General features: G+C 69.7%; 21 protein-coding genes and 6 pseudogenes. 13 read left to right on the forward strand and 14 right to left on the reverse strand.

What is annotated here, in order from left to right:
• Positions 1–78 precede the first annotated feature (78 nt).
• Genes OHU89_RS52170 through OHU89_RS52180 form a run of 3 tightly spaced genes read left to right on the forward strand, consistent with a single transcriptional unit; the run spans position 79 to position 3,186 of the window.
• Entirely contained in the window at positions 79–1,569 is a 1,491-nt protein-coding gene (locus tag OHU89_RS52170; protein WP_266587596.1) for an aldehyde dehydrogenase, read from the forward strand.
• Positions 1,566–2,288 carry a gamma-glutamyl-gamma-aminobutyrate hydrolase family protein gene (locus OHU89_RS52175; RefSeq protein WP_266587598.1) on the forward strand — a complete coding sequence of 241 codons (723 nt, stop codon included), beginning with the start codon at positions 1,566–1,568 and terminating at the stop codon, positions 2,286–2,288. The genes OHU89_RS52170 and OHU89_RS52175 overlap by 4 nt, the downstream gene beginning before the upstream one ends.
• Before the next feature lie 7 nt (positions 2,289–2,295).
• Entirely contained in the window at positions 2,296–3,186 is an 891-nt protein-coding gene (locus tag OHU89_RS52180) for a hypothetical protein (protein WP_266587600.1), read from the forward strand.
• A gap of 80 nt (positions 3,187–3,266) precedes the next feature.
• Here OHU89_RS52180 and OHU89_RS52185 read toward each other — a convergent pair.
• The 4 genes and pseudogenes from OHU89_RS52185 to OHU89_RS52200 form a co-directional block, all read right to left on the reverse strand.
• Positions 3,267–3,509, reverse strand: a pseudogene (locus OHU89_RS52185) (cupin domain-containing protein); the annotation flags it as partial.
• A 233-nt stretch (positions 3,510–3,742) separates the two neighbouring features.
• Entirely contained in the window at positions 3,743–4,591 is an 849-nt protein-coding gene (locus OHU89_RS52190; RefSeq protein WP_327348267.1) for a bifunctional methylenetetrahydrofolate dehydrogenase/methenyltetrahydrofolate cyclohydrolase, read from the reverse strand.
• Positions 4,592–4,617: 26 nt separating this feature from the next.
• On the reverse strand, positions 4,618–5,463 hold the full coding sequence (purU, locus tag OHU89_RS52195; RefSeq protein WP_405654044.1) for a formyltetrahydrofolate deformylase: 846 nt from the start codon (positions 5,461–5,463) through the stop codon (positions 4,618–4,620).
• Positions 5,464–5,481: 18 nt separating this feature from the next.
• Entirely contained in the window at positions 5,482–6,603 is a 1,122-nt protein-coding gene (locus tag OHU89_RS52200; RefSeq protein WP_266587606.1) for an aminomethyltransferase family protein, read from the reverse strand.
• 116 nt (positions 6,604–6,719) lie between these two features.
• Here OHU89_RS52200 and OHU89_RS52205 point away from each other — a divergent pair, with 116 nt between their 5' ends.
• From OHU89_RS52205 to OHU89_RS52215, 3 genes and pseudogenes are all read left to right on the forward strand, one after another.
• Positions 6,720–7,403: a TetR/AcrR family transcriptional regulator gene (locus OHU89_RS52205; protein WP_405654046.1), complete on the forward strand. Its 684-nt coding sequence runs from the start codon at positions 6,720–6,722 to the stop codon at positions 7,401–7,403.
• Positions 7,378–8,100 (forward strand): annotated as a pseudogene (locus OHU89_RS52210) (PAS domain-containing protein); the annotation flags it as partial. The gene OHU89_RS52205 and the pseudogene OHU89_RS52210, both read left to right, overlap by 26 nt.
• A gap of 416 nt (positions 8,101–8,516) precedes the next feature.
• Positions 8,517–9,380 carry a PP2C family protein-serine/threonine phosphatase gene (locus OHU89_RS52215; RefSeq protein WP_405654048.1) on the forward strand — a complete coding sequence of 288 codons (864 nt, stop codon included), beginning with the start codon at positions 8,517–8,519 and terminating at the stop codon, positions 9,378–9,380.
• Here the strand turns inward: OHU89_RS52215 and OHU89_RS52220 are convergent, their stop codons facing one another.
• From OHU89_RS52220 to OHU89_RS52230, 3 genes and pseudogenes are all read right to left on the reverse strand, one after another.
• Positions 9,381–11,027 carry an IS1182 family transposase gene (locus OHU89_RS52220; RefSeq protein ID WP_405639002.1) on the reverse strand — a complete coding sequence of 549 codons (1,647 nt, stop codon included), beginning with the start codon at positions 11,025–11,027 and terminating at the stop codon, positions 9,381–9,383.
• Between the two features lie 34 nt (positions 11,028–11,061).
• The gene (locus tag OHU89_RS52225; protein ID WP_405654050.1) at positions 11,062–11,352 is read right to left on the reverse strand and encodes a hypothetical protein; all 291 of its coding nucleotides are present in this window, start codon (positions 11,350–11,352) and stop codon (positions 11,062–11,064) included.
• Between the two features lie 84 nt (positions 11,353–11,436).
• Positions 11,437–11,607, reverse strand: a pseudogene (locus OHU89_RS52230) (IS5/IS1182 family transposase); the annotation flags it as partial.
• Positions 11,608–11,751: 144 nt separating this feature from the next.
• Between OHU89_RS52230 and OHU89_RS52235 the strand changes: the two are divergent.
• The 4 genes from OHU89_RS52235 to OHU89_RS52250 all read left to right on the forward strand — a co-directional run bounded on the left by OHU89_RS52235 (position 11,752) and on the right by OHU89_RS52250 (position 16,732).
• The gene (locus OHU89_RS52235) at positions 11,752–12,279 is read left to right on the forward strand and encodes a hypothetical protein (protein WP_405652876.1); all 528 of its coding nucleotides are present in this window, start codon (positions 11,752–11,754) and stop codon (positions 12,277–12,279) included.
• Between the two features lie 75 nt (positions 12,280–12,354).
• Entirely contained in the window at positions 12,355–13,893 is a 1,539-nt protein-coding gene (locus OHU89_RS52240; protein WP_405652878.1) for an ISKra4 family transposase, read from the forward strand.
• Positions 13,894–14,544: 651 nt separating this feature from the next.
• Positions 14,545–15,792: a PQQ-binding-like beta-propeller repeat protein gene (locus tag OHU89_RS52245; protein WP_405654052.1), complete on the forward strand. Its 1,248-nt coding sequence runs from the start codon at positions 14,545–14,547 to the stop codon at positions 15,790–15,792.
• A 358-nt stretch (positions 15,793–16,150) separates the two neighbouring features.
• Positions 16,151–16,732 carry a hypothetical protein gene (locus OHU89_RS52250; protein WP_405654054.1) on the forward strand — a complete coding sequence of 194 codons (582 nt, stop codon included), beginning with the start codon at positions 16,151–16,153 and terminating at the stop codon, positions 16,730–16,732.
• 217 nt (positions 16,733–16,949) lie between these two features.
• On the opposite strand, the gene OHU89_RS52255 is transcribed toward OHU89_RS52250, so the two are convergent.
• The 3 genes from OHU89_RS52255 to OHU89_RS52265 are packed head-to-tail and all read right to left on the reverse strand — an operon-like array spanning position 16,950 to position 18,226.
• Positions 16,950–17,339, reverse strand: coding sequence for a hypothetical protein (locus tag OHU89_RS52255; RefSeq protein WP_405654056.1), 390 nt, complete (start codon positions 17,337–17,339; stop codon positions 16,950–16,952).
• An 18-nt stretch (positions 17,340–17,357) separates the two neighbouring features.
• Positions 17,358–17,756, reverse strand: a complete 399-nt coding sequence (locus OHU89_RS52260) for a hypothetical protein (RefSeq protein ID WP_405654058.1) — start codon at positions 17,754–17,756, stop codon at positions 17,358–17,360.
• A 35-nt stretch (positions 17,757–17,791) separates the two neighbouring features.
• Positions 17,792–18,226, reverse strand: coding sequence for a hypothetical protein (locus OHU89_RS52265; RefSeq protein WP_405654061.1), 435 nt, complete (start codon positions 18,224–18,226; stop codon positions 17,792–17,794).
• 434 nt (positions 18,227–18,660) lie between these two features.
• On the opposite strand from OHU89_RS52265, the pseudogene OHU89_RS52270 reads away from it, so the two are divergent.
• Together OHU89_RS52270 and OHU89_RS52275 are read left to right on the forward strand one after the other, a co-directional pair.
• Positions 18,661–18,816, forward strand: a pseudogene (locus OHU89_RS52270) (helix-turn-helix domain-containing protein); the annotation flags it as partial.
• Positions 18,817–19,044: 228 nt separating this feature from the next.
• Complete coding sequence (locus tag OHU89_RS52275; RefSeq protein WP_384174654.1) at positions 19,045–19,704, forward strand: hypothetical protein; 660 nt, start codon at positions 19,045–19,047, stop codon at positions 19,702–19,704.
• A 27-nt stretch (positions 19,705–19,731) separates the two neighbouring features.
• On the opposite strand, the pseudogene OHU89_RS52280 reads toward OHU89_RS52275, so the two are convergent.
• Positions 19,732–19,914, reverse strand: a pseudogene (locus OHU89_RS52280) (DUF3459 domain-containing protein); the annotation flags it as partial.
• On the opposite strand from OHU89_RS52280, the pseudogene OHU89_RS52285 reads away from it, so the two are divergent.
• Positions 19,913–20,074 (forward strand): annotated as a pseudogene (locus OHU89_RS52285) (IS3 family transposase); the annotation flags it as partial. The pseudogenes OHU89_RS52280 and OHU89_RS52285 overlap by 2 nt on opposite strands.
• 77 nt (positions 20,075–20,151) lie before the next feature.
• On the opposite strand, the gene OHU89_RS52290 reads toward OHU89_RS52285, so the two are convergent.
• The 3 genes from OHU89_RS52290 to OHU89_RS52300 form a co-directional block, all read right to left on the reverse strand.
• Positions 20,152–20,619, reverse strand: a complete 468-nt coding sequence (locus tag OHU89_RS52290; protein ID WP_405654063.1) for a hypothetical protein — start codon at positions 20,617–20,619, stop codon at positions 20,152–20,154.
• Positions 20,620–21,380: 761 nt separating this feature from the next.
• The gene (locus tag OHU89_RS52295) at positions 21,381–21,722 is read right to left on the reverse strand and encodes a DUF5713 family protein (protein ID WP_405655083.1); all 342 of its coding nucleotides are present in this window, start codon (positions 21,720–21,722) and stop codon (positions 21,381–21,383) included.
• 113 nt (positions 21,723–21,835) lie between these two features.
• A complete protein-coding gene (locus OHU89_RS52300) occupies positions 21,836–23,152 on the reverse strand; it encodes an XRE family transcriptional regulator (RefSeq protein WP_405654065.1) in 1,317 nt (438 codons plus the stop codon).
• Between the last annotated feature and the right edge of the window lie 282 nt (positions 23,153–23,434).

Here is a 23,434-nt window from a genome sequence, read left to right on the forward strand (position 1 = left end):
CGGCCGTATCCGGCCTTCTGCCGGAGCGCGTGAGTTGTTTTCGCCAAACGAAACGGATGAAACGGAGAGGGAGAGCGCGTGCTGAACGCCACCCACGAGGAACTGCTGCGCCGCGCCAAGGAACTCGACCTGCCCACGCAGCACCACATCGACGGCAGGAGCGAAGCCGGTGACGGTGGATCATTCGCCGTGATCTCCCCGCGCGACGGCCAGACCCTGGTGAAGGTCGCCGACGCAAGGGAGGCGGAGGTCGATCTCGCCGTCGCGGCGGCGCGCCGAGCCTTCGACACGGGGCCGTGGCCGCACCTGGCGCCCGCCGAGCGTGGCCGGGTCCTGCTGCGAATCGCCGAGCTGCTGGAGGAACGGCGCGAGGAACTGGCACTGACCGTGAGCCTGGAGATGGGCAAACCCATCACGGACGCGTACGCCATCGAGCTGCGCGCCGCGATCAACACCTTCCGCTGGTACGGGCAGCTCGCCGACAAGCTCACGGACGAGTCCCCGCACACCGCACCGGACTCGCTGGCCCTGATCACCCGGGAGCCGACCGGTGTCGTCGGCGCCGTCGTGCCGTGGAACTTCCCGCTCACGTTGGCGAGTTGGAAAGTCGCTCCCGCGCTCGCTGCCGGCTGCACGGTCGTCCTGAAGCCGTCGGAGTCCTCTCCGCTGTCCGCCCTCCTGCTCGGCCGCGCCGCCACCGACGCCGGACTGCCGCCGGGCGTCCTCAACGTCGTGACCGGTGACGGTCCGGTGGCCGGCCGGGCGCTCGGCCTCCACCCAGACGTCGATGTCCTGGCATTCACCGGATCCACCGCCGTCGGCCGGCACTTCCTGCGCTACGCCGCCGACTCCAACCTCAAGCGCGTCTGGCTGGAGCTCGGCGGCAAGTCACCGAACATCGTCCTGCCCGATGCCCCCGACCTGGAGAAGGCCGCGGCGACCGCGGCCTGGGGCATCTTCTTCAACCAGGGAGAGATGTGCACCGCACCCTCCCGGCTACTGGTCCACTCCTCCATCGCCGAACAGGTCACGGAGGCCGTCGTGGCGCGAGCGCGCGAACTGCGGGTGGGCGACCCGCTCGATCCGGCCACCGAGATGGGCGCACTGGTCGGCGAGGGCCACCTCGGCAGGGTCCTGGAGCATGTCGCCTCCGGCCTGGACGAAGGCGCCCGGCTACGCGCGGGCGGGGGCCGGGCCCTGGCCGAGACCGGCGGCAGCTATCTGCGGCCCACTGTGTTCGACCGGGTCGGCCCCGGCGTGCGGCTGGCCCGCGAGGAGATCTTCGGCCCGGTCCTGTCCGTCCTCGCCTTCGACGACCTCGACGAGGCGGTACGGCTGGCCAACGCCACCGAGTACGGCCTCGCCGCCGGCCTGTGGACCTCCGACCTGTCCACCGCCCACAAGGTCTCGCGCGCGCTGAAGGCCGGCACGGTCTGGGTCAACTGCTATGAGGAGGGTGACCTGACCGTCCCGTTCGGCGGTATGAAGCAGTCGGGCAACGGCCGCGACAAGTCCGCCCACGCCATCGAGAAGTACACCGAACTGAAGACCACCTGGATCAAGCTGTGACCCGTACGCACCCGCGACCTCTGATCGCGATTCCGGCCCGGTTCGCCGCCACCACGTCCGCGCTCCGCTACGTCGCCGAGGTCAACGCCCGTGCGTTGGTCGAGGCCGTGTGGCGGGCCGGGGGTGAGCCGGTGAGCATCCACCCCGCCGAACCGGCCGGAGCCGACGTGGCCGAGCGCCTCGCCCGCTTCGACGGCGTGCTGCTCCCGGGCGGCGGAGACCTGGCCCCGCACCGCTACGGCGTCACCGACACCCATGACAGCGTCTATGACGTCGACGACCTCCAGGATGTGTTCGACCTCGAAGTCGCCCGGCGGGCCCTGGACTCGGGCCTGCCCCTGCTGGCGATCTGCCGCGGGCTGCAGGTGGTGAATGTCGCCCTCGGCGGGAGCCTCGAACAGGACATGGGCGGCGCGGACCGCGAACACCGGCACATCGTGCACCCGGTCGCGATCCAGCGCGGCTCCCTGCTCGAACAGGCCACCGGCGTCGAGAAGACGGAGGTCTCCTGCTACCACCATCAGCGAGTCGACCGCATCGGCGTCGGGCTCACGGTCACCGCGCGGGCCGCCGACGGCACCGTGGAGGGGCTCGAACTGCCTGGGCACCCCGGGTGGTTCACGGCGGTGCAGTGGCACCCCGAGGACACCGCGGACCAGGACCCGGCCCAGCAGGCGCTGTTCGACGCGCTGGTGTACGCCGCCCACCACAGACACTGACAAGGACATGGCTCTCTTCGGCCACAAGCGACAGGCACCCCGCCTCGCCCCCGAACTCGACGACGTTCCGCTGGGCCGGGTGCTGAGAGGCATCGCCGCCGCCCGGGGACCGGGACCGCAGGACCTCGCCATCGCCCAGGTGGAGCGGCTCCTGCGGGACACCGGTGACGACTGGGACCGCCGCTCTCACCGGGTCGGCGTCCTCGCGCAGGCCGCGCCCGCGCTGGCCCGGACCTGGCGCGAACGCCGGCCCCGCGACCCGGACGCCCTGGTACTGGCCACCTGGTCCGAACTGGCGACCGATCCGCGGAGTGCCCTGGCGATCTGCCGTGCTGCCACCGAGGCCGCCCCGGAAGATCCGACCCCGTGGGTGGCCGCGCTGGCGGCGCTGCGACTTCTGGGCAGGCCGAGCTCTGAGCTTTCTCCCGTCTGGCAGGAGATACACGCGCGTGATCCTTGGCACCGGGAGGCGTACCTGCAGATCCTGGGATATCTGTCTCCGGAGGAGCAGGGCAGCCAGGCCGCGCTGCGGGACTTTCTCGACGATGCCATCGCGGTCATGCCCTGGGACGCGCCGACGGCATGCCTGCCCCTGACGGCGGCTGTACGGCAGTACCACCGCGAAAGGAGCAGCGGGGGTATCGAGGCGCTGGGGGTGAGCCGGTACTGGTCGCAGCCGCACACCGCACGACTGCTGGACCACGGCATGGCCCACTGGCCGCAACCTGGTCACCTGCGTCACGCGGCCGCCGTCGCGGACCTGGGAATCCTCGCCTATGCCCTGGTCCGCGCGGGCCGCAGCGGCGATGCCGACCCGGTCTTCTCCGCGGTCGGCGGGCTGGTGACGCCGTGGCCCTGGAACTACGAGGGGGACCCGGTGGAACAATTCGCCCGCTGAAGCCCCCTCGGGGGACTGGTTCACCGTGCCGGCAGGTCGCGCCGCGGGTGGTCATTCGTGTAAACAGGCGGACGGCAGGGTCAGTTGCCGGCGTCCTGCTCGGGACCGATCCGCTGGTAGCCGTGCACTCGGCTCGGTCGTCCCTGGGGGTTGGGGCCGTAGACGGCAAGCATCCGGGCGTAGTCCGGCGCCCAATACCTGCCGACCGTGCCGGCCGGAACCAGGACGAGGTCCCCGGTGTGCCCTTCGGTCGTCTTCCCGTCGCACCGCACGAACAAGTGGCCTTCGAGAACGTAGTTGAGCTCGTCGTGAGGATGCTTGTCGCTCCAGGACTCGCCCCGAAGCTCTCACTCCATCACCGCCAGTCGCTGGGGCCGGCCCGGTGGCGCAGGAGGAATGAAGGCATGACCGCGCGGGCCTTCGCCTCGGCGAGTCAACAGGGTCGCGGGAAACTTCCGTGGGGGCATGGTGCCGTCCTTTCCGTGGAGCGCGTGCTGCGGCTCGGGTACGCCGGGGCCGGTACCGCTTAAGCGGTACCGGCCCCGAGCCGTGTACGTCAGCCGCGCTCGGCCGCCTCGACGATGTTGGTCAGCAGCATGGCCCGGGTCATCGGCCCCACTCCGCCGACCGGCGGCGCGAAGGAGCCGGCGACCTGGTCGACGTCCGGGTGGACGTCTCCGAGGATGCCCTCGACGGTCCGGGTGATGCCCACGGACAGGACGGTGGCGCCCGGCTTGATCCAGTCGGGCTTGACCAGATGGGCCACGCCGGCCGCGGCCACGACCACGTCGGCGACGCGGGCGTGGGCAGCGATGTCCTGGGTGGCCTCGTGGCAGAGGGTCACCGTGGCGTGCTCGGTGCTGCGGGTCAGCATCAGGCCGAGCGGGCGGCCCACGGTGAGCCCGCAGCCGATGACACAGAACTGCTGTCCGGTGATGGGCACGTGGTTGCGCCGCAGCAGGTCGATGATGCCGCGTGGGGTGCAGGGCAGTGGCCCCGGCATGCCCAGCACGAGTCGGCCCAGGTTGGCGGGGTGGAGCCCGTCGGCGTCCTTGGCCGGGTCGATGAGCTCCAGCACGGCGTGGGTGTCGATGTGGGCCGGCAGTGGCAGCTGGACGATGAAACCGGTGCAGGCCTGGTCGGCGTTGAGCCTGAGCACGGCGGCCTCGACATCGGCCTGAGTCGCCGTGGCGGGCAGCTCCACCCGGAGCGATGCGATGCCGACCTGGGCGCAGTCGCGGTGCTTGCCACCGACGTAGGAGTGGCTGGCGGGGTCGTCGCCGACCAGGATGGTGCCAAGGCCAGGAGTGATGCCCCGGCTCTTCAGCATCGCCACCCGTTCGGCGAGTTCACGTTTGGTGTCGGCTGCCGCGGCCTTCCCGTCGAGCAGCGTTGCGGTGGTCATGTCGTACGAGCCTCTCGGTGCGGCTGTCAGGAGAAGACGACGGTGCGGGAGCCGGTGAGGACGACGCGGTCCTCCGCGTGCAGCCGGACCGCGCGGGCCAGCACTATTCGCTCGACGTCCCGGCCGATCGCGACGAGTTCGGGCGCGGAGTGACGGTGTCCGACGCGGACGACGTCCTGCTCGATGATCGGGCCCTCGTCCAGGTCGGCGGTGACGAGGTGGGCGGTGGCGCCGATGAGTTTGACGCCCCGGTCGTGGGCCTGGTGGTAGGGCTTGGCGCCCTTGAAGCCCGGCAGGAAGGAGTGGTGGATGTTGATGACTCTCCCGGACAGCCTGCGGCACAGGTCGTCGGAGAGGACCTGCATGTAGCGGGCGAGCACCACGAAGTCCACCTGGTGCTCGGCCACCAGCCGCAGCAGCTCCTCCTCCGCCTCCGGCTTGGTGTCGCGGGTGACGGGGAGGTGGACGAAGGGGATGCCGTACCGCTTCGCGACGGGCTCCAGGTCGGGGTGGTTGGAGACGATCAGCGGGATGTCGACGGGCAGTTCACCCAGGTCCCAGCGGTAGAGCAGGTCGACCAGGCAGTGGTCGAACTTCGACACCATCAGCAGTACCCGGCGGCGCTGTTCCTCGGGCCGGATCGTCAGGACCGGGTCGAAGCGGGCCAGCCGCAGCGTGAGTTCGTCCCGCAGTTTCCCGGTGTCGGCCGCGGGTGTCTCCAGGCTCACGCGAATGGTGAAGACGCCGGTGTCGGGATCGGAGAACTGAGCGCTCTCCAGGATGTTTCCCTCGGCCTGGGCGACGCCCGCGGCGAGTGCGTGAACGATGCCCGGCTGGTCGGGGCAGCGGAGGGTGAGAATGTAGCGTTGCACGTCAGGATCTCCGTCGGGTCAGGCCCGCACGCGGGCGCGCTCGGGGTCGTACACGGGTGTGGGCCGGACCGTTGCGTCGGCCTTGGAGCCGTCGGCGGCGACGGCGGTCAGCGCGGTGCCGGACTTCACGGCGTCGCGGTGCACCCGGGCCAGGCCGAGGGTGGCGCCGTCGAGGACGGGGGAGGGCAGCGCCATCGTCACGTAGCCGATGTCCCGGCCGTCCAGCTCCAGCCGGGCGCCCTCGGCGGCCTCCGGCGCGGCGTCGACGACGACGCTGACGACGCGGCCGGTGACGCTGTCCTTCTTGGCCAGCAGCGCGTCCCGGCCCTGGAAGGGTCCCTTGTCGAAGTCGAGCGCCCAGCCCATCCGGCACTCGAACGGGGTGACCGTGTGGTCGTACTCCAGCTCCCCCATGATCATCCCGGCCTCGGTGCGGCAGGTCAGCAGGGCGATGGCGCCGAAGGCCTTGATCCCCAGGTCCGCTCCGGCCTCGAAGACCGCGTCCCACAGCTCCAGCGCGCGATCCCGCGGGACCTGGATCTCGTAGCCGAGTTCGGCGGTGAACCCGAGCCGGCTGACCTGTGCGGAAATGCCCGCGATGAGGGCGTCGCGCAGGAAGGTGTAGTAGGGGAACGCGGCGTTGGACACATCCACGTGGGTGAGGCGTTGCAGGACGTTGCGGCTGCGCGGGCCCTGCAGGGTGAGGACGGCGGACTCGTCGCGGCGCTCGGTGACGGTGGTTCCGGCCGGGGCGTGGGCGGTCAGCGACTGCTGGGTGGCCGGGTTTCCGCCGGTGACGACGACGTGGTCGGGCGCGAGGACGGCCACGGTCACGTCGTCCAGCATCATCCCATCGGCATCCGCCACGACCCCGTAGGCGATGCGTCCGGCGCCCAGTTCTTTGACGCTGCGCGAGAAGACGGCGTCGACGGTGGCGACGGCATCCTCACCCTCGACGTGCCACTTGTAGAGCATCGAGTACTCGGAGGCCCCGACGGCGGTGCGGATGGCCTCGTACTCCTCGGCCGGATCACCGATGGCCAGCGGTACGGCGTTGCCGTAGACGTCGATCCACTCCTCGACGTGGTCCGCGTAGCGGGGAGCGAACGGGGTGGTGCTCAGTCCTTCGGGGATGGCCATGGGGACTCCAGTGGATAGAAGGCGTGCGCTGCAGCGAGAATCTATCCATCTGGATAACTTGTCAATAGGATAGATTGACCTTCGGGGAACGGTCAGACAGGGGGACGGGAGGGCGAGTGACTGCCGAGGCAGAAACAGACGGAGAAATCGGCCAGGAGGCCCGGCCCGGTTACGGCGAAGGGCGGGGAGCCCTCCTGGAAGCGGCGGTCAGGGTGGTGGCCCGTGGCGGCCTGCGGAAACTGACCTACCGTGCCGTCGCAGCCGAGGCCGGTGTCACGCACGGACTGGTCGCCCACCACTTCGGCTCGCGCGACACGCTGCTCGAAGAGGCGCTGCGGTGGTGCGTCACCCGCAGTATCGAGACGTCCTCGCTGGTGCCCGCCAGCGGAAGGCTGGAGGACTTCGCCGCCACCCTGGCCGACTTCATCGCGGCCGACCCCGACCTCCAGGCCTTCCAGTTCGAGCTCAAGCTCGAAGCCAGTCGGCGGCCGGAGCTGCGCCACCACGTCGACCTGCTCTACGACGCCTACCGCGATGCCGTCCGCGAGGCACTGGCCTGCTTCGACGTGCCGCGGGAGATGACGGAGATCGTCTTCGCGGCCCTGGACGGCCTGGTCTTCCACCAGGTCACGTCCGGTGCACCGAACCGCACCGAGGAGGGTGTCGACGCCTTGCGCCGGCTCCTCGCGGCCCATCGCGCGCAGGTGTCACCAAGGAGGGTCGGCGGTACATTGAATGAGCCGAAGCTCTCCTGCACCCACTTCAGGAGCGGCGATGACGAGCATTTTCCAAGGGCGTGACCAGCCGGTCCGGCCGCCCGGCAGGTCTTCCTCGGCCATACCGACGCCCGTCGGCGCGACGGCGGTGCTGGACCAGCGCCTGCGGTTCACCGGGTGGAGCCGGGAAGCCGAGGAACTGTTCGGTCTGGAGTCCGAAGAAGTCCTCGGCCGGCCCGCCGACGCCGTCCTGGCCGATACCGAGACGGGTGCCGGCGTCTCAGCCGCTGGTGGCGGTGGTGCGGCATGGTCGCTCGGCCCCCGGCCGGTCCGCCGTGGTGACGGCCGCCCGGTATCCGTGTCCTTGTCTCTCACCCCGCTCGCCCTGGGGGCGGGCGCGACCGGGTGGCTGCTGACGGCCATGGACGCCGAACTGGCGCATCGGGAGGCCATCGGCCGGGCCATGCTTGACGGACTCGACCGGGAAGCGCCCGTCCAGTTGGTGGTCTACGACACGGACGCCCGGGTGCGCTGGATCAACGCCGCGATCGAAAAACAGTTCGGAATCCCGCTGGAGGATGCTGCCGACAGGTTCGTGAAGGACATCCTGCCGCAGGGCGAGGTGCTGGGGGAGACCGACGGGACAGCCACGAGCGTCGAAGAGATCGTCCAGCGCGTGGCCCGCACCGGCGCACCCGTGATCGACGTCCGTTACCGCAGCTCCACATACCTCGACCCCCATCACGAACGCGTCTGGTCGTGTTCCTACTTCCGGCTTCAGGACGAGCACGGCCGACCGATCGGAGTCTGTGAGGCAGCCCTCGATATCACCGACCGCTATGTGGCGCGCCGGCGTCTCGCACTGCTCAGCCGAGCCAGCGGCAGTATCGGAAGGACCCTGGACATCCGGCGCACGGCCCAAGACCTGGCGGAACTCGTGGTCCCCGAGTTCGCCGACGCCGTCACCGTGGACATCGTCGAAGCCGTCTTGGGCGGGCAGGAACCACAACACTTCGGCACCCGCCCCACCCTGTGCCGGGTGGCTCACCGCACCGATCACGCCGCGGCCAAGGACACTGCGTACGACGCACTGGACGCCGTCCGCCTGCGGTGCCTGGCCGAGACGCGCCGGCCACCGACGCGGCCACCCACGCGCTCGCCCTTCCCCTCAAAGCCCGTGGCGCCACCCTGGGCGTCGTGGCCTTCGCACGCTCCCGACACGCCGACCCCTTCGAGCACGAGGAGATCCAGCTCGCCGAAGAGCTCGTCTCCCGCACCGCGGTCTGCCTGGACAACGCCCGCCGCTACACCCGAGAACACGCGACCGCGCTCACCCTCCAGCGTGATCTACTCCCCCGCACCCTGCCCCAGCAGCCGGGCGTGGAGGTCGCTCACCGCTATCTGCCCGCGGCCGGGCCCGCCGGCGTCGGAGGGGACTGGTACGACGTCATACCCCTGTCCGGGGCACGCGTCGGGCTGGTAGTGGGGGACGTCGCCGGACACGGCACGGGCGCGGCCGCCACCATGGGCCGGGTGCGCACCACCGTCGCGGCGCTTGCGGCGCTCGACCTCGCGCCGGACGAACTGCTCGCCCGCCTCGACGACCTCGTGGCGCGGACCGGCGCCCCTGCCGGGCCCGCCGACGCCGAGGACCAGGCGCTGGGCGTCACCTGCCTGTACGCGATCTATGATCCGGTCTCCCGGCACTGCGTCATGGCCCGGGCGGGCCACCTGCCGCCCGTGCTCGTCACCCCCGACGGACACGCCGAGCTCGTGGACCTTCCCGCCGGACCGCCCCTCGGCCTGGGCGGCCTGCCCTTCGAATGCGCCGACATCGAACTGCCGGAAGGCGCCACGCTCGCCCTCTACACCGACGGACTCGTCGAAAACCGTCACACGGACATCGACGCCGGAGTCAGCTCTCTCTGCACCGCACTCGCCGGACCCGCGGACGGCCAACTGGACAAGACATGCGACAAGGTCATCACCACACTCCTGCCCCAGCCCCCCGAGGACGACGCCGCACTGAGAGACTCTGTCGGGGATCTTGGTTTTCCTTGATCACTGTCCTTGGCGCCACCAGCGGGGGCGGGGCAGTTCGTGGTCGTCGAGGTACTGCTGGAACGCCGTCGGTGGTCGGGGCCGGTAGTTGGAGTCTTCTGGCTCCTGGGTGCTGAGGCGTTCGATGTTGACGGCGATCGCGGTCAGGACGTGCTGGACGTGGGCCTTGGCCACGCCGTGGTAGCGGCAGCGGCGCATCCGGTGTCCGTTGACCAGCTCGTTCATGGTGCCTTCGACCCCAGAACGGGAGGCGTAGAGCCGCTGCCACTGCGGGTCTTGTTGGTCGGCGCGGTTCTGGGCCTGGAGGTCGTGGAGACGACGGGGGAGGAAGTAGACGGTGCGTCCCTTGCGTGGGTCGTTGGAGCGGGTGCATGAGGCGCGGTGGGGGCACGGGCTGCAGTGCCGGGTGTCGAACGGCACGACCGTGTAGGGCGCCTGGGCGGGCGGCTCGGTCCAGTTTCCGCTGACCTTTCCGCCTGGGCAGGTGACCTGGCGACGGTCGAAGTCGACGGTGAAGTCCTCGCGGGAGAAGCCGGTACCGGCCTTGCGCTGCCAGGAGTTATCGGGCGAGACCGGTCCGATGACCTCGATGTGGTGGGTGCGGGCGGCGGTGTCCATCAGCGTGACGGAGGTGTAGCCGCCGTCGACCAGGTGCTGGGCGGGGAGTAGTCGGCGTCGCTTGAGCCGGGTGTGGATGCCGGGAAGGGCGACGCTGTCGCCGGTGGGGGCGGTGGTGGCCACGTCCGTGATGACGTTGACGCTGCCCTCGTCGCAGGTCTCGGTGGCGTGAGCGAGATAGCCGGTCCAGGTGCGGTGACCGCGGCGGACGTAGCGGGCCTCGAGGTCGTAAGGAGACTCCAGGCGCCGCCCGGTGGGTGGCAGACCGTCCTTCTCCGTCCGTGGGCGCAGTCGGCCGCGGGCGTCGATGAGGAAGTGCTGCACCATGATCTGCCGCAGCGCCTCCGCCGCAGGCCCCGGCGCCGCTCCCGGACGCTGGCTGTGGATCCGGTCGAGGAGGTCGGCGGCGTCGGCGCCGGCCTGTTTGAGCCGGGCGGCCGGATGGCTGGGCTGGCTGACCAGACGGACCTGCCGCCCGTAGCGCAGCGCCCAGTCCTCGGTCACAAGACCGTCGAGGATCTCGGGCGAGGTGCGGGCGCACTCCTCCAGAGCAGCTCGAACTGCTTCCAGCACCAGCTCCAGCCGCGTCAGTTCACGAACCGCGGCCCGTAAATAGGTGGAGTCGGTACGCTGCCGGCCCCGCGCCTTGACCAACCCGGCTTCCTGCAACCGGGCAAGTGCCAGATCGAGGAGAGCGTCGGCGCGGTCGTCCTGGGCCAGCCGGTCGCGGAAGTCGGAAAGCACGCTGTGATGAAAGCCGGGATCTTCGAGATCCAGCGCGAGGGCGTACTTGAAGTCGATCCGGCAGCGCACCGCCTCCGCCGCCTGCCGGTCGGAGAGGTTCAGCAGGAACTGCAGCACGCTCACCGTGGCGAGTTGGGCCGGCGACAGCCCGGGCCGTCCGTCCCGCGGATACCAGGCGTCGAAGTCCTCGTCGTGCCACAGCCCGTCCAGCCGGTCCCGCACCCACATCGCCGTCGTGCCACGGGGATTACTCGCCCGCGCCACCCGCGCGGTCGCGGAGGGCACTTGTTCACCACAACGGGGGCGAAGGGACACCGGCTCACCTCGGAGAAGACGCACGACCTGCGAAACCAAGCCGAGCCTGCCCGATCACCATGCCCTTCCGCCTGAGAATTCCAAGATCCCCGACAGAGTCACTCAATGGGGCGAAGAACTCTTCGGGCAGGTGGGTGCGTTCGAGCAGTGGCTTGCGCACCGCATGGGCCAGGTGCCGTGCGCGGCGTGCTTCCGGCACGTCGGCCGCGTTCCCAAGATCCATCAGCCGTGCCACCTCGGTGGCGCATGACAGGAAGGAGCGTGCACCTGGCTGCTTGTGCTCTTCGTCGGCCATGGCGGCATTCTGGACCGGCTCAGGCCGAGAAGGTACGGGGCGTTGGTTGCCCTTCTCCGAGTGAAACGATCATGTTGTGGTTGGTGTGATCACGGCGTCGGTGCCGTCTTCCAGCGGCAGTCTCCAAGGCCGGCCTCGTTGAACGTCACCACCACGACGTCGTACCAAGGCCACCAGCCTGGTGAACTGCACCTCGGTCAAACCCGCGAACTGCTCGATCCACTTTGGATCATCCGCTGACATCACCCCACTCATGCCTCCCCAATCCTCCTACCGGTTACAGGACAACCTTTAATGGGTGCGGGTCCTTTCGAGGGATAGCTGAGCTGGGAAGATGCTGATTGACGTGTGGGCGGTGTCGTCGTGCTTCTACCGTGGCGAGGTGGAGGTGGGGGCGCCATGGTGTCGTTGCCGGAAGAGCTTCAGGCGCGGGAGGCCGCGGCTCGACAGCGGGTGGAAGAACTCCAGGCTGAGGCTGCGGAGTTGGCCGTCCGCCTGGAGAGGGCCCGGGCAGATCTGTCGCGGTGGGAGATCACGCGGGAGACCGTCGTGCAGGTGCTGGCGGAGTTGTCGGCCGCGGAGGCACCACCGGAGGTGGAGGCGCGCGATGCGTCGGAACCCGAGGGGGCGCCGGCGCCTCACGGGATCGGGGTGATGGCGGTGCCGCCGTGGCGGGAGGGTCTGGTCGCTGGGGTGTTGCCGGATGTGTACCGGGACATCGTGGAGATCGTCGCTGATGCTCCGGGTCCGTTGCAGGCCAAGCAGATCGTGCCGCGGATCGGGCTGGAGGCCACCACGGCGAAGATCGAGGGTACCCGGGGGAAGCTGAAGCGTCTGGTGGAGCGGGGCTGGCTGGACGAGGACACGCCGGGCCGGTTCACCCTGGCCCGCCATGACGGGGACACCGGCCGGGTCAACTCCCGGTGACCAAGGGGCTCTTCTCCGTAGATTCGAAGGTGCCAACCAAACCGAATCGCAAGAAGACCTGAAGAAGAGCCCCAGATGGAACCCTACGATGCCTTATCCGAGCCAGATGGGTATGTGGCCTCCCGTGATGCCTTCGAACGCCTTGTCTCGACGTTGGCCGGCGCCCCGGCGCACAGCCTGGCCCATGACGAACTGGAAGAACTGCTCGAACACCAAGGACGCGAGCTGCTGCGGCAGTTGATGCAGGATCACCTCGATGCGCGGGCGAGGGCGGAAGAAGCCGCGGCCCGCCCCGGCGCGGGACGGCCGGTGGTGCGCGGGCCGGAAGGACAGGCGCGGACCTGGCGGGAGAGCAGCCATCCCCGCTGGCTGACCTGCGTGTTCGGGTCGGTGCGGGTGACCAGGATCGCCTATCGCGGCCGGGGCGTGTCCAACGTGCACCCGGCGGACGAAGCGTTGTCGCTGCCCGCCGGCCGGCACTCGCGCGGCCTGGCCCGCCTCGCGGTCCTGGAAGCCGTGAGAGGCTCGTTCGACCAGGCCCAGCAGGCGGTCGAGCGTCGGTGCGGAAGAGTGCTCGGCAAGCGCCGCCTCAAAGAACTCGTGGTCGCCGCCGCTGTCGACATCGCCGCCTACTACACGGTGAAGATCCCCACTCCGTGCACGCGCGAGATGCCGCTGGTCCTCCAGGTCGACGGCAAAGGCGTGGTGATGCGCCCCGAAGCCCTGCGCGAGGCCACCCGCCGGGCCGCGGCCAGGACCGCGGCGGCCGGACGGCGCGGACGCCTGGCCCCGGGGGAGAAACCCAACCGCAAGCGCATGGCGACGGTGGCCTGCATCTTCGACACCGTCCCGGCCCCGCGCAGGCCGCACGACATCGTGCATCCGCCCGGCGGCCGCAGCCAGAGCCGGCCGGTCAGGCCGGGCCCGAAAGCGGAGCGCAAATGGTGCACCGCCTCCGTGATCCGTCCTCCGGAGCAGGTCATCACAGACGCCTTCGACCAGGCCGAGGCCCGCGACCCGCAGCATCTGCGGGACTGGATCGTGCTCGTCGACGGCGCCCGCCACCAACTCGACCTGATCCAGGACGAAGCCTCCCGCCGCGACATCCGCCTCAACGTCCTCCTCGACTTCGTGCACGTTGCCGAGTACTGCTGGACGGCCGCGCATGCTTTCCATCCACCCGGCAGCCGCGAGGCCGAGACCTGGGCCGCGGACAAACTCACCGCGATCCTCGCCGGACACGCGGAGCGCGCCGCCACCGAGATGACCCTCCAAGCCGCAGCCGAACAGCTTCCCGCCACCCGCCGCGACGCCGTCACCACCTGCCACCGCTACCTCACCGGCCACCTCGACCAGCTCCACTACGACACCGCCCTCACAGCCGGCTGGCCCATCGCCACCGGCGCCGTCGAAGGAGCCTGCCGCCACCTGATCGCCGACCGCCTCGACATCACCGGCGCCCGCTGGGGACTCGACGGCGCCGAAGCCGTCCTCCAACTCCGCGCACTGATCACGAACGGCGACTTCGAGGACTACTGGACCTTCCACACGGCCCGCGAACACCAACGCCTCTACCCCAGCCACGACCAGCAGAAATACCGCCTCACGGCCTGATCCCGACCGTCACTTCAGAGGACCCGCACCCACCTTTAATTGATCCGAAAACGCTTTGTGTTCGCGCTCGTTGGCGGTGTGTGAGTCCTTTGGGGATCTTGGCGGTCCTTGCGTTTCTACGCTGATCCATGGAGTTCTTGCACGTCAGATGGGGTGAACTGTGTCGGCACTCCCCTGCCTTTGTCAGTCTGTTCCTATCCTTGTCTCCCCAACGCGTCCCCAACTCCGTGTTTGCGGACGGGAGCGCAGGACAGGGAGGCCAAATTCACCTGCTCGACAGCACGCCGCGACCACGCCCGCAGCGGATTCCCCTTCCAGCGGACGAAGACTCACCCTCAAGTGCCCGGGTGGGGGGCCGTGTGCGCCGATCATCCCGCAGTCCGTTGTGATCCTCGGTCCCCCCGGCGGAGAGAGTGATCCCGTCTCCGCTGGCGGCGTGGATGCCGTACATCCTGCGAACCATCGCAGCAGATCATTAGCGCTTACGCGAGTGCCAGGAGTCGCTGATCTTGTGTGACAGGAGTTTCACGGACGCGTCCCGGTTGCGTACCGCCCGACGACTGGCCGAAATCTGACGGCTAGCCTGACCGCGATCAAGACGTCCGAGGGGCGTCGGCACCATACGGGCGAAAACGGGGACGGGGAACCGACATGGGCATACGTGACGGGCACGCGGTGTCACGCAGGCAGGCGCTCAGGCTGGCCGGGACGGGCCTCGGCCTGGCCGTGCTGGGGGCAGGCGCATGGGGGTGCACCCCCGAGGAGGAGACGGGCGCGTCGGGCGGCAGCACAACTCCCGGTGGAAGCAAGGGCGGTGACACCAACAAGGGCAGTGACACCTTCACCACTCCGCCCCCGGGCACCGCGCCCAAGCCGCTGTGGCAACAGAAGACAGCCAACGACGACCTGGCCGGGATCCACGCGCTCGCGGTCATCGGCGGCACGGTCGTGGTGTCGGGTGACCCGCTGGTGGGGCGTGACGTCGTCAGCGGCAAGGAGAAGTGGTCACGGCCGGGCGTCACCATTCCCGGCGCCAAGCTGATCAACGGCGGGGGGACGCTCTATCTCGCCAGCGCCGAGTACGACGGCGACGTGGTGGGCCTCGATCCGGCCACGGGCAAGGAGACCTGGCGCAGCCGCCTGGGCAAGGAGTACGAGCAGCCGCGCCCCATCGCGGCCGACGACCGACACGTCTACGTCCTCGCCGGGATCCTGGAGGAGAACCTCTCGACGCCGACCAACGTGATCGCCGCGATCGACACCACCTCCGGCAAGATTGCCTGGCGTGAAAAGCGGGACACGGGGACCGAGGAGTTCGGCATCACCGCCACGGTCGTCGGCGGGCGCCTCGCGTACACAGACTTCCGGAAGAACGTGACCGTCCGCGACACGACGACGGGCCGGCAGCTCTGGACGAAGAAGATCGGCAGGTCCAACTACTACCGCTTCGCCGTGCACGAGGACCTGATGATCGTGCCGGACGGGCAGCGGTTGCGGGCGTTCGCGCTGGCCGCGGGCACGGAGCGTTGGTCGCTGGCGAATGAGAAGTTCACCTGGTTCAACGATCCGCAGGTCCTGGACGGGGTGCTCTACGCCTCCGACAGCGCGTACGGCATGTGGGCGGTGGACCCCGGTACGGGCAAGCAGATCTGGCACAACGAGGACTTGGTGGGCTCTGCTGCGGAGGCGTGGCAGTTCGCCAAGGTGGGCGGCACGCTGTACGGCGCGACCGAGCACGACAAGAACGGCGGCGTGCATGCCTTCGACGCGGCGACCGGGAAGCTGCGCTGGACGTACAACGACAAAACCGGTGAGAACGAGAAGTGGTATGTGGTCCCGGCGGGCAAGCGGCTGGCCGCGATGCACGCCAAGCGGCTGTACGCGCTGCCGGCCGTCTGAGCCGACGGAGGCGGGCGGGTAGCGCGGTGGCGGGAACCTGACCACGCCCGGCGTCGGCCGCAGGACAGGGCAGGGCGTCATGGGTCGGGCCGCGGGAGGCGCGGCCCGACAGGTTGCCCAGGGCCGTCGCGAGCGCCTGGCCGCCTTCCTGGACCGCCGGCAGACGGTCCGTCGGCGGGCCGCGCCAGCTCAGGCCCGCCCGCTCACCTCGGAGTCCCCCAGCCCAGGCCCTCGGTCACGACGTTAGAAGCTGTTGTCTTTCCGGACTTGAGGACTGCGTTTTCGCTGGTCGGGCATGGGGTCGGCGATCCTGTGGGAGTGGTGGGCTGTTGTGTTGTCGCTCCTGTGGAGGTCGTGGATGCCGTCGGTCGTGGGGCTGCTGGAACAGCGCGAGCTCGCCACTCGCCGTCGGGTGGACGAGTTGCGGGAGGAAGCCGACCGTATCCAGGCCGAGTTGGCCGTGGCCGAGCAGGAATGGAAGGAGTGGGCCACCGCCCGTTCGCGGGTCGGCGAGGTGCTGGCCCCCGTGGACGGGACCGGGCAAGGTCACGCCCAGGCGGCCCGGGCAGCGCCGGCCGCCGAGGGGCAGGCTGAAAAGACGTCGTCAGCGCCGGGGGCGGCGAAGCCGAAGTCGCCGGTGCCGGTGTGGCGTGAGGGGCTGGCCTGGACGGTGCTGTCAGTGGACTACCAGCGCATCGTGCGGGCGCTCGCCGATCGGGTCCGGCTCGGGCAGGGCTCGGCGACCTGTCAGGAGATGGCCGTCTTGTTCGGCATGGACGTGGTGCCGGCGCGGGTGGAGACGCTGCGTTCGAAGGCGAAACGGCTGGTGGCCCGCGGCTGGCTGGCCGAGCAGCAGCCGGGCCGGTTCACGCTCGCTTTGGGCGTGGCCGGGCCAGGCCGCTCCGCCACGACCGGCGCATGGGATTCTTCAATGATCTGATACTCCTGGTTCGACCAGCACCGGGAGGGCCGTGCGCAGTTCCTCCCGCGAGCACGCCGCGTACCCCAGCGCGATGCCGAACCACCGTGCCCACCCGACGTGGTGGCGGGCCAGGCAGTCGAGCAGCAGCCCCCGCGTCAGCGCCCGGCCGACCAGCTCACGCTCCGTCTCCGCCGAGGCGACCGGGACTCTCTCCGGCCGGAGGTACTAGCGGGTGTCAGCCGGGCGTGATGCCGTAGTGTTCGCGCACCTCGCCGACATTTGGCGCGCCGTTGAACCCCACGTCGTTCGCCCCGACGATGATCGACCCGTCTTCGGTCACGTACTTCTGCGGGGTCGCCCAACGGTCCTCGAGGTCGGGCGATGCAGCGAAGGCCCGCAGGGCCGCGTCCATCACCGCGATGGCCTCGTCCTCGGTGGTCGCCTCGATCACCACGTCACCGCGCTGCCAGCCGCCGCCGAACTGTTCGCTGCAGTCCCATTCTGCGGAGACCACACCGGGGACCGACATCGCCGCCGCGGGGAACGCCTTCTCGCACTTGGCTGCACCGCATGCCGAGACGGACAGCATCAGCGCCGCCGCCACGACAGCCGGCAACAACCGCATTCGCTCACGTCGTATCACTCAGTCAGTCCTTCCGTAGTGTCCGCGCACCTCACGGATCGTCGGAACCGCCGAGAATCCGACGGCCCCCGCGCCGACGACGATCGACCCGTCCTCGTTGCGGTACTCCTGCGGCGTCGCCCACCGGGGTTCGAGGCGCGGCTCGGCGGCGAACGCCCGCAACAGCGCGTCCATGATCCGAATCGCCTCGTCGTATGACGAGGCCCGCAGGACCACCTTGCCCCGCTGCCAGCCGCCGCCGAACATGTCGCTGCAGTCGAACTCGGCCGACACCACGCCGTCGACGGCGAGCGCCGTCTCCGCGAACACGTCCTCGCAGTCGGAGTTCCTCGCCCGCCCCAGGCTGAGCAGAACGGCGAGCACGCCGCCGACCGGCCCCGCCTGAGACATCCGGTTCACAAGCCGACGCCTGCGGCGTTCCCAGCCCTTGCCCATCAGGGCTTCCGGCCGCCGTGGACCTCCACGGCGGTTACGTCGCTACCCGACGAGTCAGGATCCGTCAGGAACCTGCTGTCGCGGAGCGGCTGCTCGTAGGCGAGGTATCCGGGATCCGTGCTGTGCGCCTGGTAGTACGCCGTGTCGCCCTCCCGCACCATCGTTACCGGGGTCACGCACCAGAGCGGGACGAACGGCACCTGGCCCAGCGTGGCGTTCAGCACCCGCATCGCGCCGTTCTCGGCACGCGGCACCATGTAGACGATCAGCTCGGCCACCGGCGCTACGCAGTAGAGGCAGACCGCGAGGAAGACCCACACCACCCACCACAGCGGCAGGAACACCAGGGTCAGGGGGAGAAGCAGCAGCCAGCGCAGTGCGGCCGGGCGGACGGGAAGCGGCCTCCCCCAGGCCGGGTCGTCGTAGTCATGCACGGACGGTGTCTCCCCCCCCGGGTTCGCCGTCGCTCGACGGTGCGCCCGTGAGTGTACGCCGGGGGCCGACCCGCACGGAGCGGCGGGCCGTGCCGGCCCCCGGCATCAGCGTGGGTCCGGCCGGTGTCTCACTTCTTCCGTAGGCCGTGCCGTAGATGTCGTACGGCACGGTGCAAGGGACGTCGTCGGCCTGCGCGCAGGACAGGGATCGGGTTGCGTTGGTGGCAGGCTTCGAAGCGGCGCCCGGCGGCTCCAGCGGGACGTCGCACCAGATCAACGGGTCCAGAATGGACGACTTCACGGGGCGTGAGGCCGATCCCGCCAGCTCGGAGACCGGTCTTGAACCCGCCCGCAGCGGATTACCCTTCCAACGCATATTGATCCGAAACGCTTTGTGTTCGCGCTGGTCGCCGGACGCACAGGAGGCTGTACGTCTGCTGGCGGTGTCCGCGCTGGTGGACGGCCGGGACCGGTCGGAGGTTGCGGCCCTGTGCAGAGTGTCGGTCAGGGCCGTGGACAACTGGTGGGCGAGGTGGCAGGCGGGTGGCCGAGACGCGCTGATGTCCCGCCCGCGGGGCCGGCGCGCGGGTGCGAGGCCGCGGCGGCGCACATCGACAGCCAGGCCGGTCACGCGCGCGGGCGCCGGGTCATCGTTGTCTGAGCCGTCTCCCGCGCTTCGGCACGGCGTCGCCGGGCGAAGACCCTTACTCGGAACGCGAGTTGCCCGGCCCCAGCGGCACAAGCACCCTCACGGCCGTAGGATCCGTACGCTCCTCGCACCGGCGAGGACCGTACGAGGGGGAAGCCGGATGGTCGGCATGCTGACGATGACTCACCCGAGGCGACAGGAGGGGGTCACTCCCGAGCCGGTCGCCCGCAAGATCAACCTCTTTGTCAAGCCGGGACCGTCCTGGACGGTCGGCCACGTGGAACGGGAGCTGCCGCCGGGGGGCGTGCCCGCCTATCTCGCGGCCCGGGGCAGCGGCGCACGCTCCTTCGTCCTGTGGGCGGACGAGTACCGCGGGGCGCGGGTCGCCACCGTGGTGACCGCCTCCTGCGCGAAGGGCGTCTCGGTTTATCAAGTACTCGGCGAGCAGGGTGAGCTCCTCTGCACCGTCGTACGCGAGAAGGCGTTCAGGAGGGGGCTGCGTACCCGGTGGACGGTGAGCCGGCCCGGCGCACCCGACGCGGTGGGATACAAGGGCCGGATCGTCTGGTGGTGCGTGTGGTGGCTGTTCTCGCCCCTGCTGCCGTTCCTCTTCGTGGCGGCCGTGCTGGGCGGGGGCGGCGACCTTCCTCGTGGACCGGGCCGCATCATCTGGCGCGAGGGCGGCCGGGTGCCACTGGAATTCAAGGCGCACGGAAACCAGGTGCATTTTGAAGAAGCGTTCCTGGACCCGCGGTCAGGGGCCGCCGTACTGGCCCTGGTCCGTTCCTTCGACGGCATGCTGAACGCGTGGGACCGGGGGAAGATCTGACGGCCGCCCGCAGGAGGCGCGGTCTCGGTCGTCGGCCAGCACCACGCACGACTCCGGCGGCAGGTGCAGCACCCCGTCGTCGCCCGGGGCCTCGGCCGGCTCCCAGGCGGCCAGCACCCTCCCCCCGCCGGCCCGGTGCCGGCCGGCGCCCAGCGGGATGGCGGCGGGCTTCCCGGAAAGGTTGACCGCGACCCGCAGATCGCCACGCTTCGCGCTGCTTCAGAAGAACGTCCTCGACCGCCGTACCTGGGCCACCCGCCAGGAACTGCGGATCGCGATCGTCACCTGGATCGAGCGCACCTACCACCGACGCCGGCGTCAGAGACGCCTGGCCCGATTGACCCCCGTCGAGTACGAGACCATCATGACCGAGCCGCAGCCCTGGCTGCATAAACCCCGCTGTCACCCACCCCTGCAGCAGTCCCCTTTCTCTAGCAGATGCATGGTTCAGCACGGTTCGACCAGGCGTTTCGCCTTCGACCGCAGCGCCTCCACCTTCGCCGGCACCGCGTCCAGGCCGAACGTCACGGCCAACTCCTGGCAGGTCAGGGCCCCTTGATGGAGCCGGTGCCGGTCCGCGAGCGCGGTGAGGATGCGCTGATAGTCCACCGACAGCACCGACCAGGCCAGCCCTTCACGCCACATCGGCACCTGCGACTTCGGCTTCGCCGCATCCCGGGGTTGCGGCGGTGCGTCCGCAACCTGCGGATCCTCAGTGACCTCTGTGCCGGCGGTGTTGCCGCCGTGCGGAGCCAGCACCGTGTCGACCCGCCTGCGAGCAATCGCCCATTCCTGCCATTCCTGCTCGGCCGCGGCCAGTTCGGCTTGGATGCGGTCGGCCTCTTCCCGCAGCCCGTCGACTCGACGGCGAGCGGCGAGCTCGTGCTGTTCCAGCAGTCCGACGACTGACGGCATTCGTGACCTCCCGGGGAGCGACGACCCGACAGGCCACGACTCCCACGGAATCACCACTGCTATCCCCGACCAGCGGAAACGCACCGATCACGCCCGAAAAGACAACAGCTTCTGAGCTCTATCGCGGGTTCACCATCGAGTCGCAGGAGACCGTTGACCGTGACTATGAGGGAAGTTGGCTCTACCGGAGACGGTGACGACGTTCGCCGTCAACGCGCCGCTTCACGCGCTCATCACGGACTGCATGAGCAGCGCTCTCAATGACGTGCCCTGGTTCACACATGTCGACGATGAGGAGCCACTCGTCGGCAGGCGGGGAGCGCACCGCACTCGACACTTGTACTCGGGTAGATGATCCGCTTGTACTTGCTGCAACGCCACTTACACCGAGCCCGCGCGTTCCCCGGGTACGGCTCCAGCGGCTCGCAGTCCCGTCCCTGCGCATGTCCGCCGCCGCAACATCGTTCGGCAATGGCGCCACGACTCCGCCCCTCACAGCTCCGTGAACTCGTGGGCGGATGGTCTCATCCGACACTGGCACATCGGAGTTGTCCGGCGACTCTGAGCTGTCACAGCTGGGTCCCTACCCTCTTTCCCAAACCTCTCCAGGGGCACTCGTGTGAGGATACGAAGGGCCCTGCACCAGCGAACCGCGCTGTCGCCACGCGATACGACTGTGAGGATGTTGAGGTGCCGCCTCGGGCGGTGGTCTGGCCCGCGATACGAATGGCTCTGATCGGAGGTGGCTTTCCCGTCATCGTTCACCAGTCCCGGCCGGCGGTCAGCACCTCCGCATGTGGGTCAGTGAACCCGTATGCCGACGCGACGAAGCAAAACTCGTCACAGATCCACTCACGCGCAACGGTCTCGATTCCGCTCCCGGCCGCCACGAACTCCCTGTCAAGCAGGTTGAACTCCTCCGTCGCAGCCTGGGTGAGCGCATACAAGGTCCCCAGATCCGACGGCTGCTGGGCCTCGATTCGCTCGCACAGCCGTAGCAGGATCGCCTTCCCCTGGTCGACTATGCGATCAGGGAAGTACGAGTCGTCGTACATCTGCCGCAGAAACGCGTGCCTCTCTACCTGCTGGTTTGTGATCGGCATGGCCCTTCCCGACCTCCGCGAAGACCTGACGCGCCGATCATGCACGGCACCACTGACAACGACGCCCTCTTTGTACGCCAGACCCCACGAGACCAGGATTTCCACGAAAGGCCCTATGCGGTGGCGAGTTGGAGGAGCTCGGGTACGCCGTGCGCGCGGGCGTAGGGCTGAAAGCGGGGGAGCAGGTCGTCGACGAGGCGGGCGCAGCGGGGTGCTCCGAAGCGGCGGGCCAGGAGCAGGGACTGGGTGGCGGCGGCCGCGGCGGGTTCGGGTTCTTTCAGGTCGAGGTAGCTTGCGGCGCGGTAGGCGAGGAAGACGCCCTTGGTCTTGTCCCGGGTGGGCGGCAGGAGGCGTTCGCCTTCGCTGATGAGCTGGTGGGCGCGGCGGGTGTCGCCGAGGTCCAGGAGGGCTTGTCCGGAGTCGACGGCGAGGTCGGCTTCGGATACCCAGGCGCACCAGGCGGGCCGGTCGGTGCCGGCTTCGTTGAGGTGGTGCTCGGCGGCGGTGAGGGCGCGGAGCACGGCGCCGCGTTCGCTGCGGTCGCTGCGTGCGGCGAGGGTGCGGGCCAGCCGCAGTTGGAGCAGGCAGCGGGCGGCGGGATTCTGGGCGCGGGTCAGGGCGTGGTGGAGGATGGTGGTTGCGGTGGTGTGATCGCGGCGCCAGGCGGCCTGGTAGGCGAGGTCGCCCAGGAGCCCGGCGCCCAGGTCGCGATCTCCTGCCGCGTGGGCGTTGTGCAGGCCCGCGACCCAGCTCTGGCTCGCGTGGGTGTGGCGGCGCAGGTCGAAGGCGTGCCAGGCGACGGTCTGGGAGAGGGAGGCCGCCAGGGTGTGCAGGCGCATGCCGAGGGCGGGTGTGTAGCGGCCGGTTTCGAGCAGTTCGGTCACCGTGGTGAGGTGGGCGTCCAGGAGGGCGGGGGTGTGCTGTCGCTGCTCGGTGGACAGGCTGGCGAGGTGCTGGGTGGAGTTCTCCAGGTAGGTGACGAGGTCTTCACCGATGGGTTTGCCGTCGTGGGCTTGGGTGAGCGCGTCGGCAGGGCCGGCGGCCCAGTCCGCGGCCAGGGCGGACAGGGCGGCGCCGGAGATCGTCAGGAAGGTGCGGCGTTCCATCGCTGTTCGCTGGGCCTCTCTCAGAGCGGGCACGGAGCTGTGGGGGCCGAGGGGGAGCACCCCGTTGGCGGTGAGCGGCAGCCAGTTCGGCCAGTCGTCGGCGCGGACGATGTGTGCAGGCCAGCCGAGTGCTTCGGCGATGTAGATCTGGGATTCCTCGCTGGGGCGCACCCCGCGCTGCCATTTACGCACCCGTGCTTCGTCGATCCCTGAGCGCAGATGCCGTCGCGCGGCGGCGGCATGGATGCCGGAGACGAGTTCCTCCATCGTCTTGCCGGCCGCATGACGTGCCACCACCAACGGGTGACCGGTGGTCTCTTCCACCTCTCCATCCAATCACTCAGCGCACAGGGCCGGTGACTCTTTTGCGGAGGCGGGACCCCCCATGGGACCCCTCTCAACTGGTCGACGAACTCGAACAGTTGAGCTCATTCTCGTGATGTCGCAGCACGCGGCGGCTGTCCGCCCGAGCAAAGGGGGGGGGGGTCCGCCATGTGCTCCGCCACCCGTTCCGGTCGCGGCCGCCGACGAGACGTGGGCGGCAGGGACCAGCAGATCATCATCCGCCTGCCTCTGGCCCCGCCTGATCGCCGCGCGCCGTCGGCA

It is taken from the genome of Streptomyces sp. NBC_00019, assembly GCF_045041015.1.
Taxonomy (GTDB): Bacteria; Actinomycetota; Actinomycetes; order Streptomycetales; family Streptomycetaceae; genus Streptomyces.

Excerpts from the sequence above, each read along its gene's own strand:
- OHU89_RS52240 (WP_405652878.1), top strand. The coding sequence starts at position 12,355 with ATGGAACCCTACGATGCCTTATCCGAGCCAGATGGGTATGTGGCCTCC.
- OHU89_RS52295 (WP_405655083.1), bottom strand. The coding sequence starts at position 21,722 with ATGCCGATCACAAACCAGCAGGTAGAGAGGCACGCGTTTCTGCGGCAG.
- OHU89_RS52180 (WP_266587600.1), top strand. The coding sequence starts at position 2,296 with ATGGCTCTCTTCGGCCACAAGCGACAGGCACCCCGCCTCGCCCCCGAA.
- OHU89_RS52275 (WP_384174654.1), top strand. The coding sequence starts at position 19,045 with ATGCTGACGATGACTCACCCGAGGCGACAGGAGGGGGTCACTCCCGAG.
- OHU89_RS52245 (WP_405654052.1), top strand. The coding sequence starts at position 14,545 with ATGGGCATACGTGACGGGCACGCGGTGTCACGCAGGCAGGCGCTCAGG.
- OHU89_RS52250 (WP_405654054.1), top strand. The coding sequence starts at position 16,151 with ATGCCGTCGGTCGTGGGGCTGCTGGAACAGCGCGAGCTCGCCACTCGC.
- OHU89_RS52200 (WP_266587606.1), bottom strand. The coding sequence starts at position 6,603 with ATGGCCATCCCCGAAGGACTGAGCACCACCCCGTTCGCTCCCCGCTAC.
- OHU89_RS52190 (WP_327348267.1), bottom strand. The coding sequence starts at position 4,591 with ATGACCACCGCAACGCTGCTCGACGGGAAGGCCGCGGCAGCCGACACC.
- OHU89_RS52235 (WP_405652876.1), top strand. The coding sequence starts at position 11,752 with ATGGTGTCGTTGCCGGAAGAGCTTCAGGCGCGGGAGGCCGCGGCTCGA.
- OHU89_RS52290 (WP_405654063.1), bottom strand. The coding sequence starts at position 20,619 with ATGCCGTCAGTCGTCGGACTGCTGGAACAGCACGAGCTCGCCGCTCGC.
- OHU89_RS52225 (WP_405654050.1), bottom strand. The coding sequence starts at position 11,352 with ATGGCCGACGAAGAGCACAAGCAGCCAGGTGCACGCTCCTTCCTGTCA.
- OHU89_RS52255 (WP_405654056.1), bottom strand. The coding sequence starts at position 17,339 with ATGCGGTTGTTGCCGGCTGTCGTGGCGGCGGCGCTGATGCTGTCCGTC.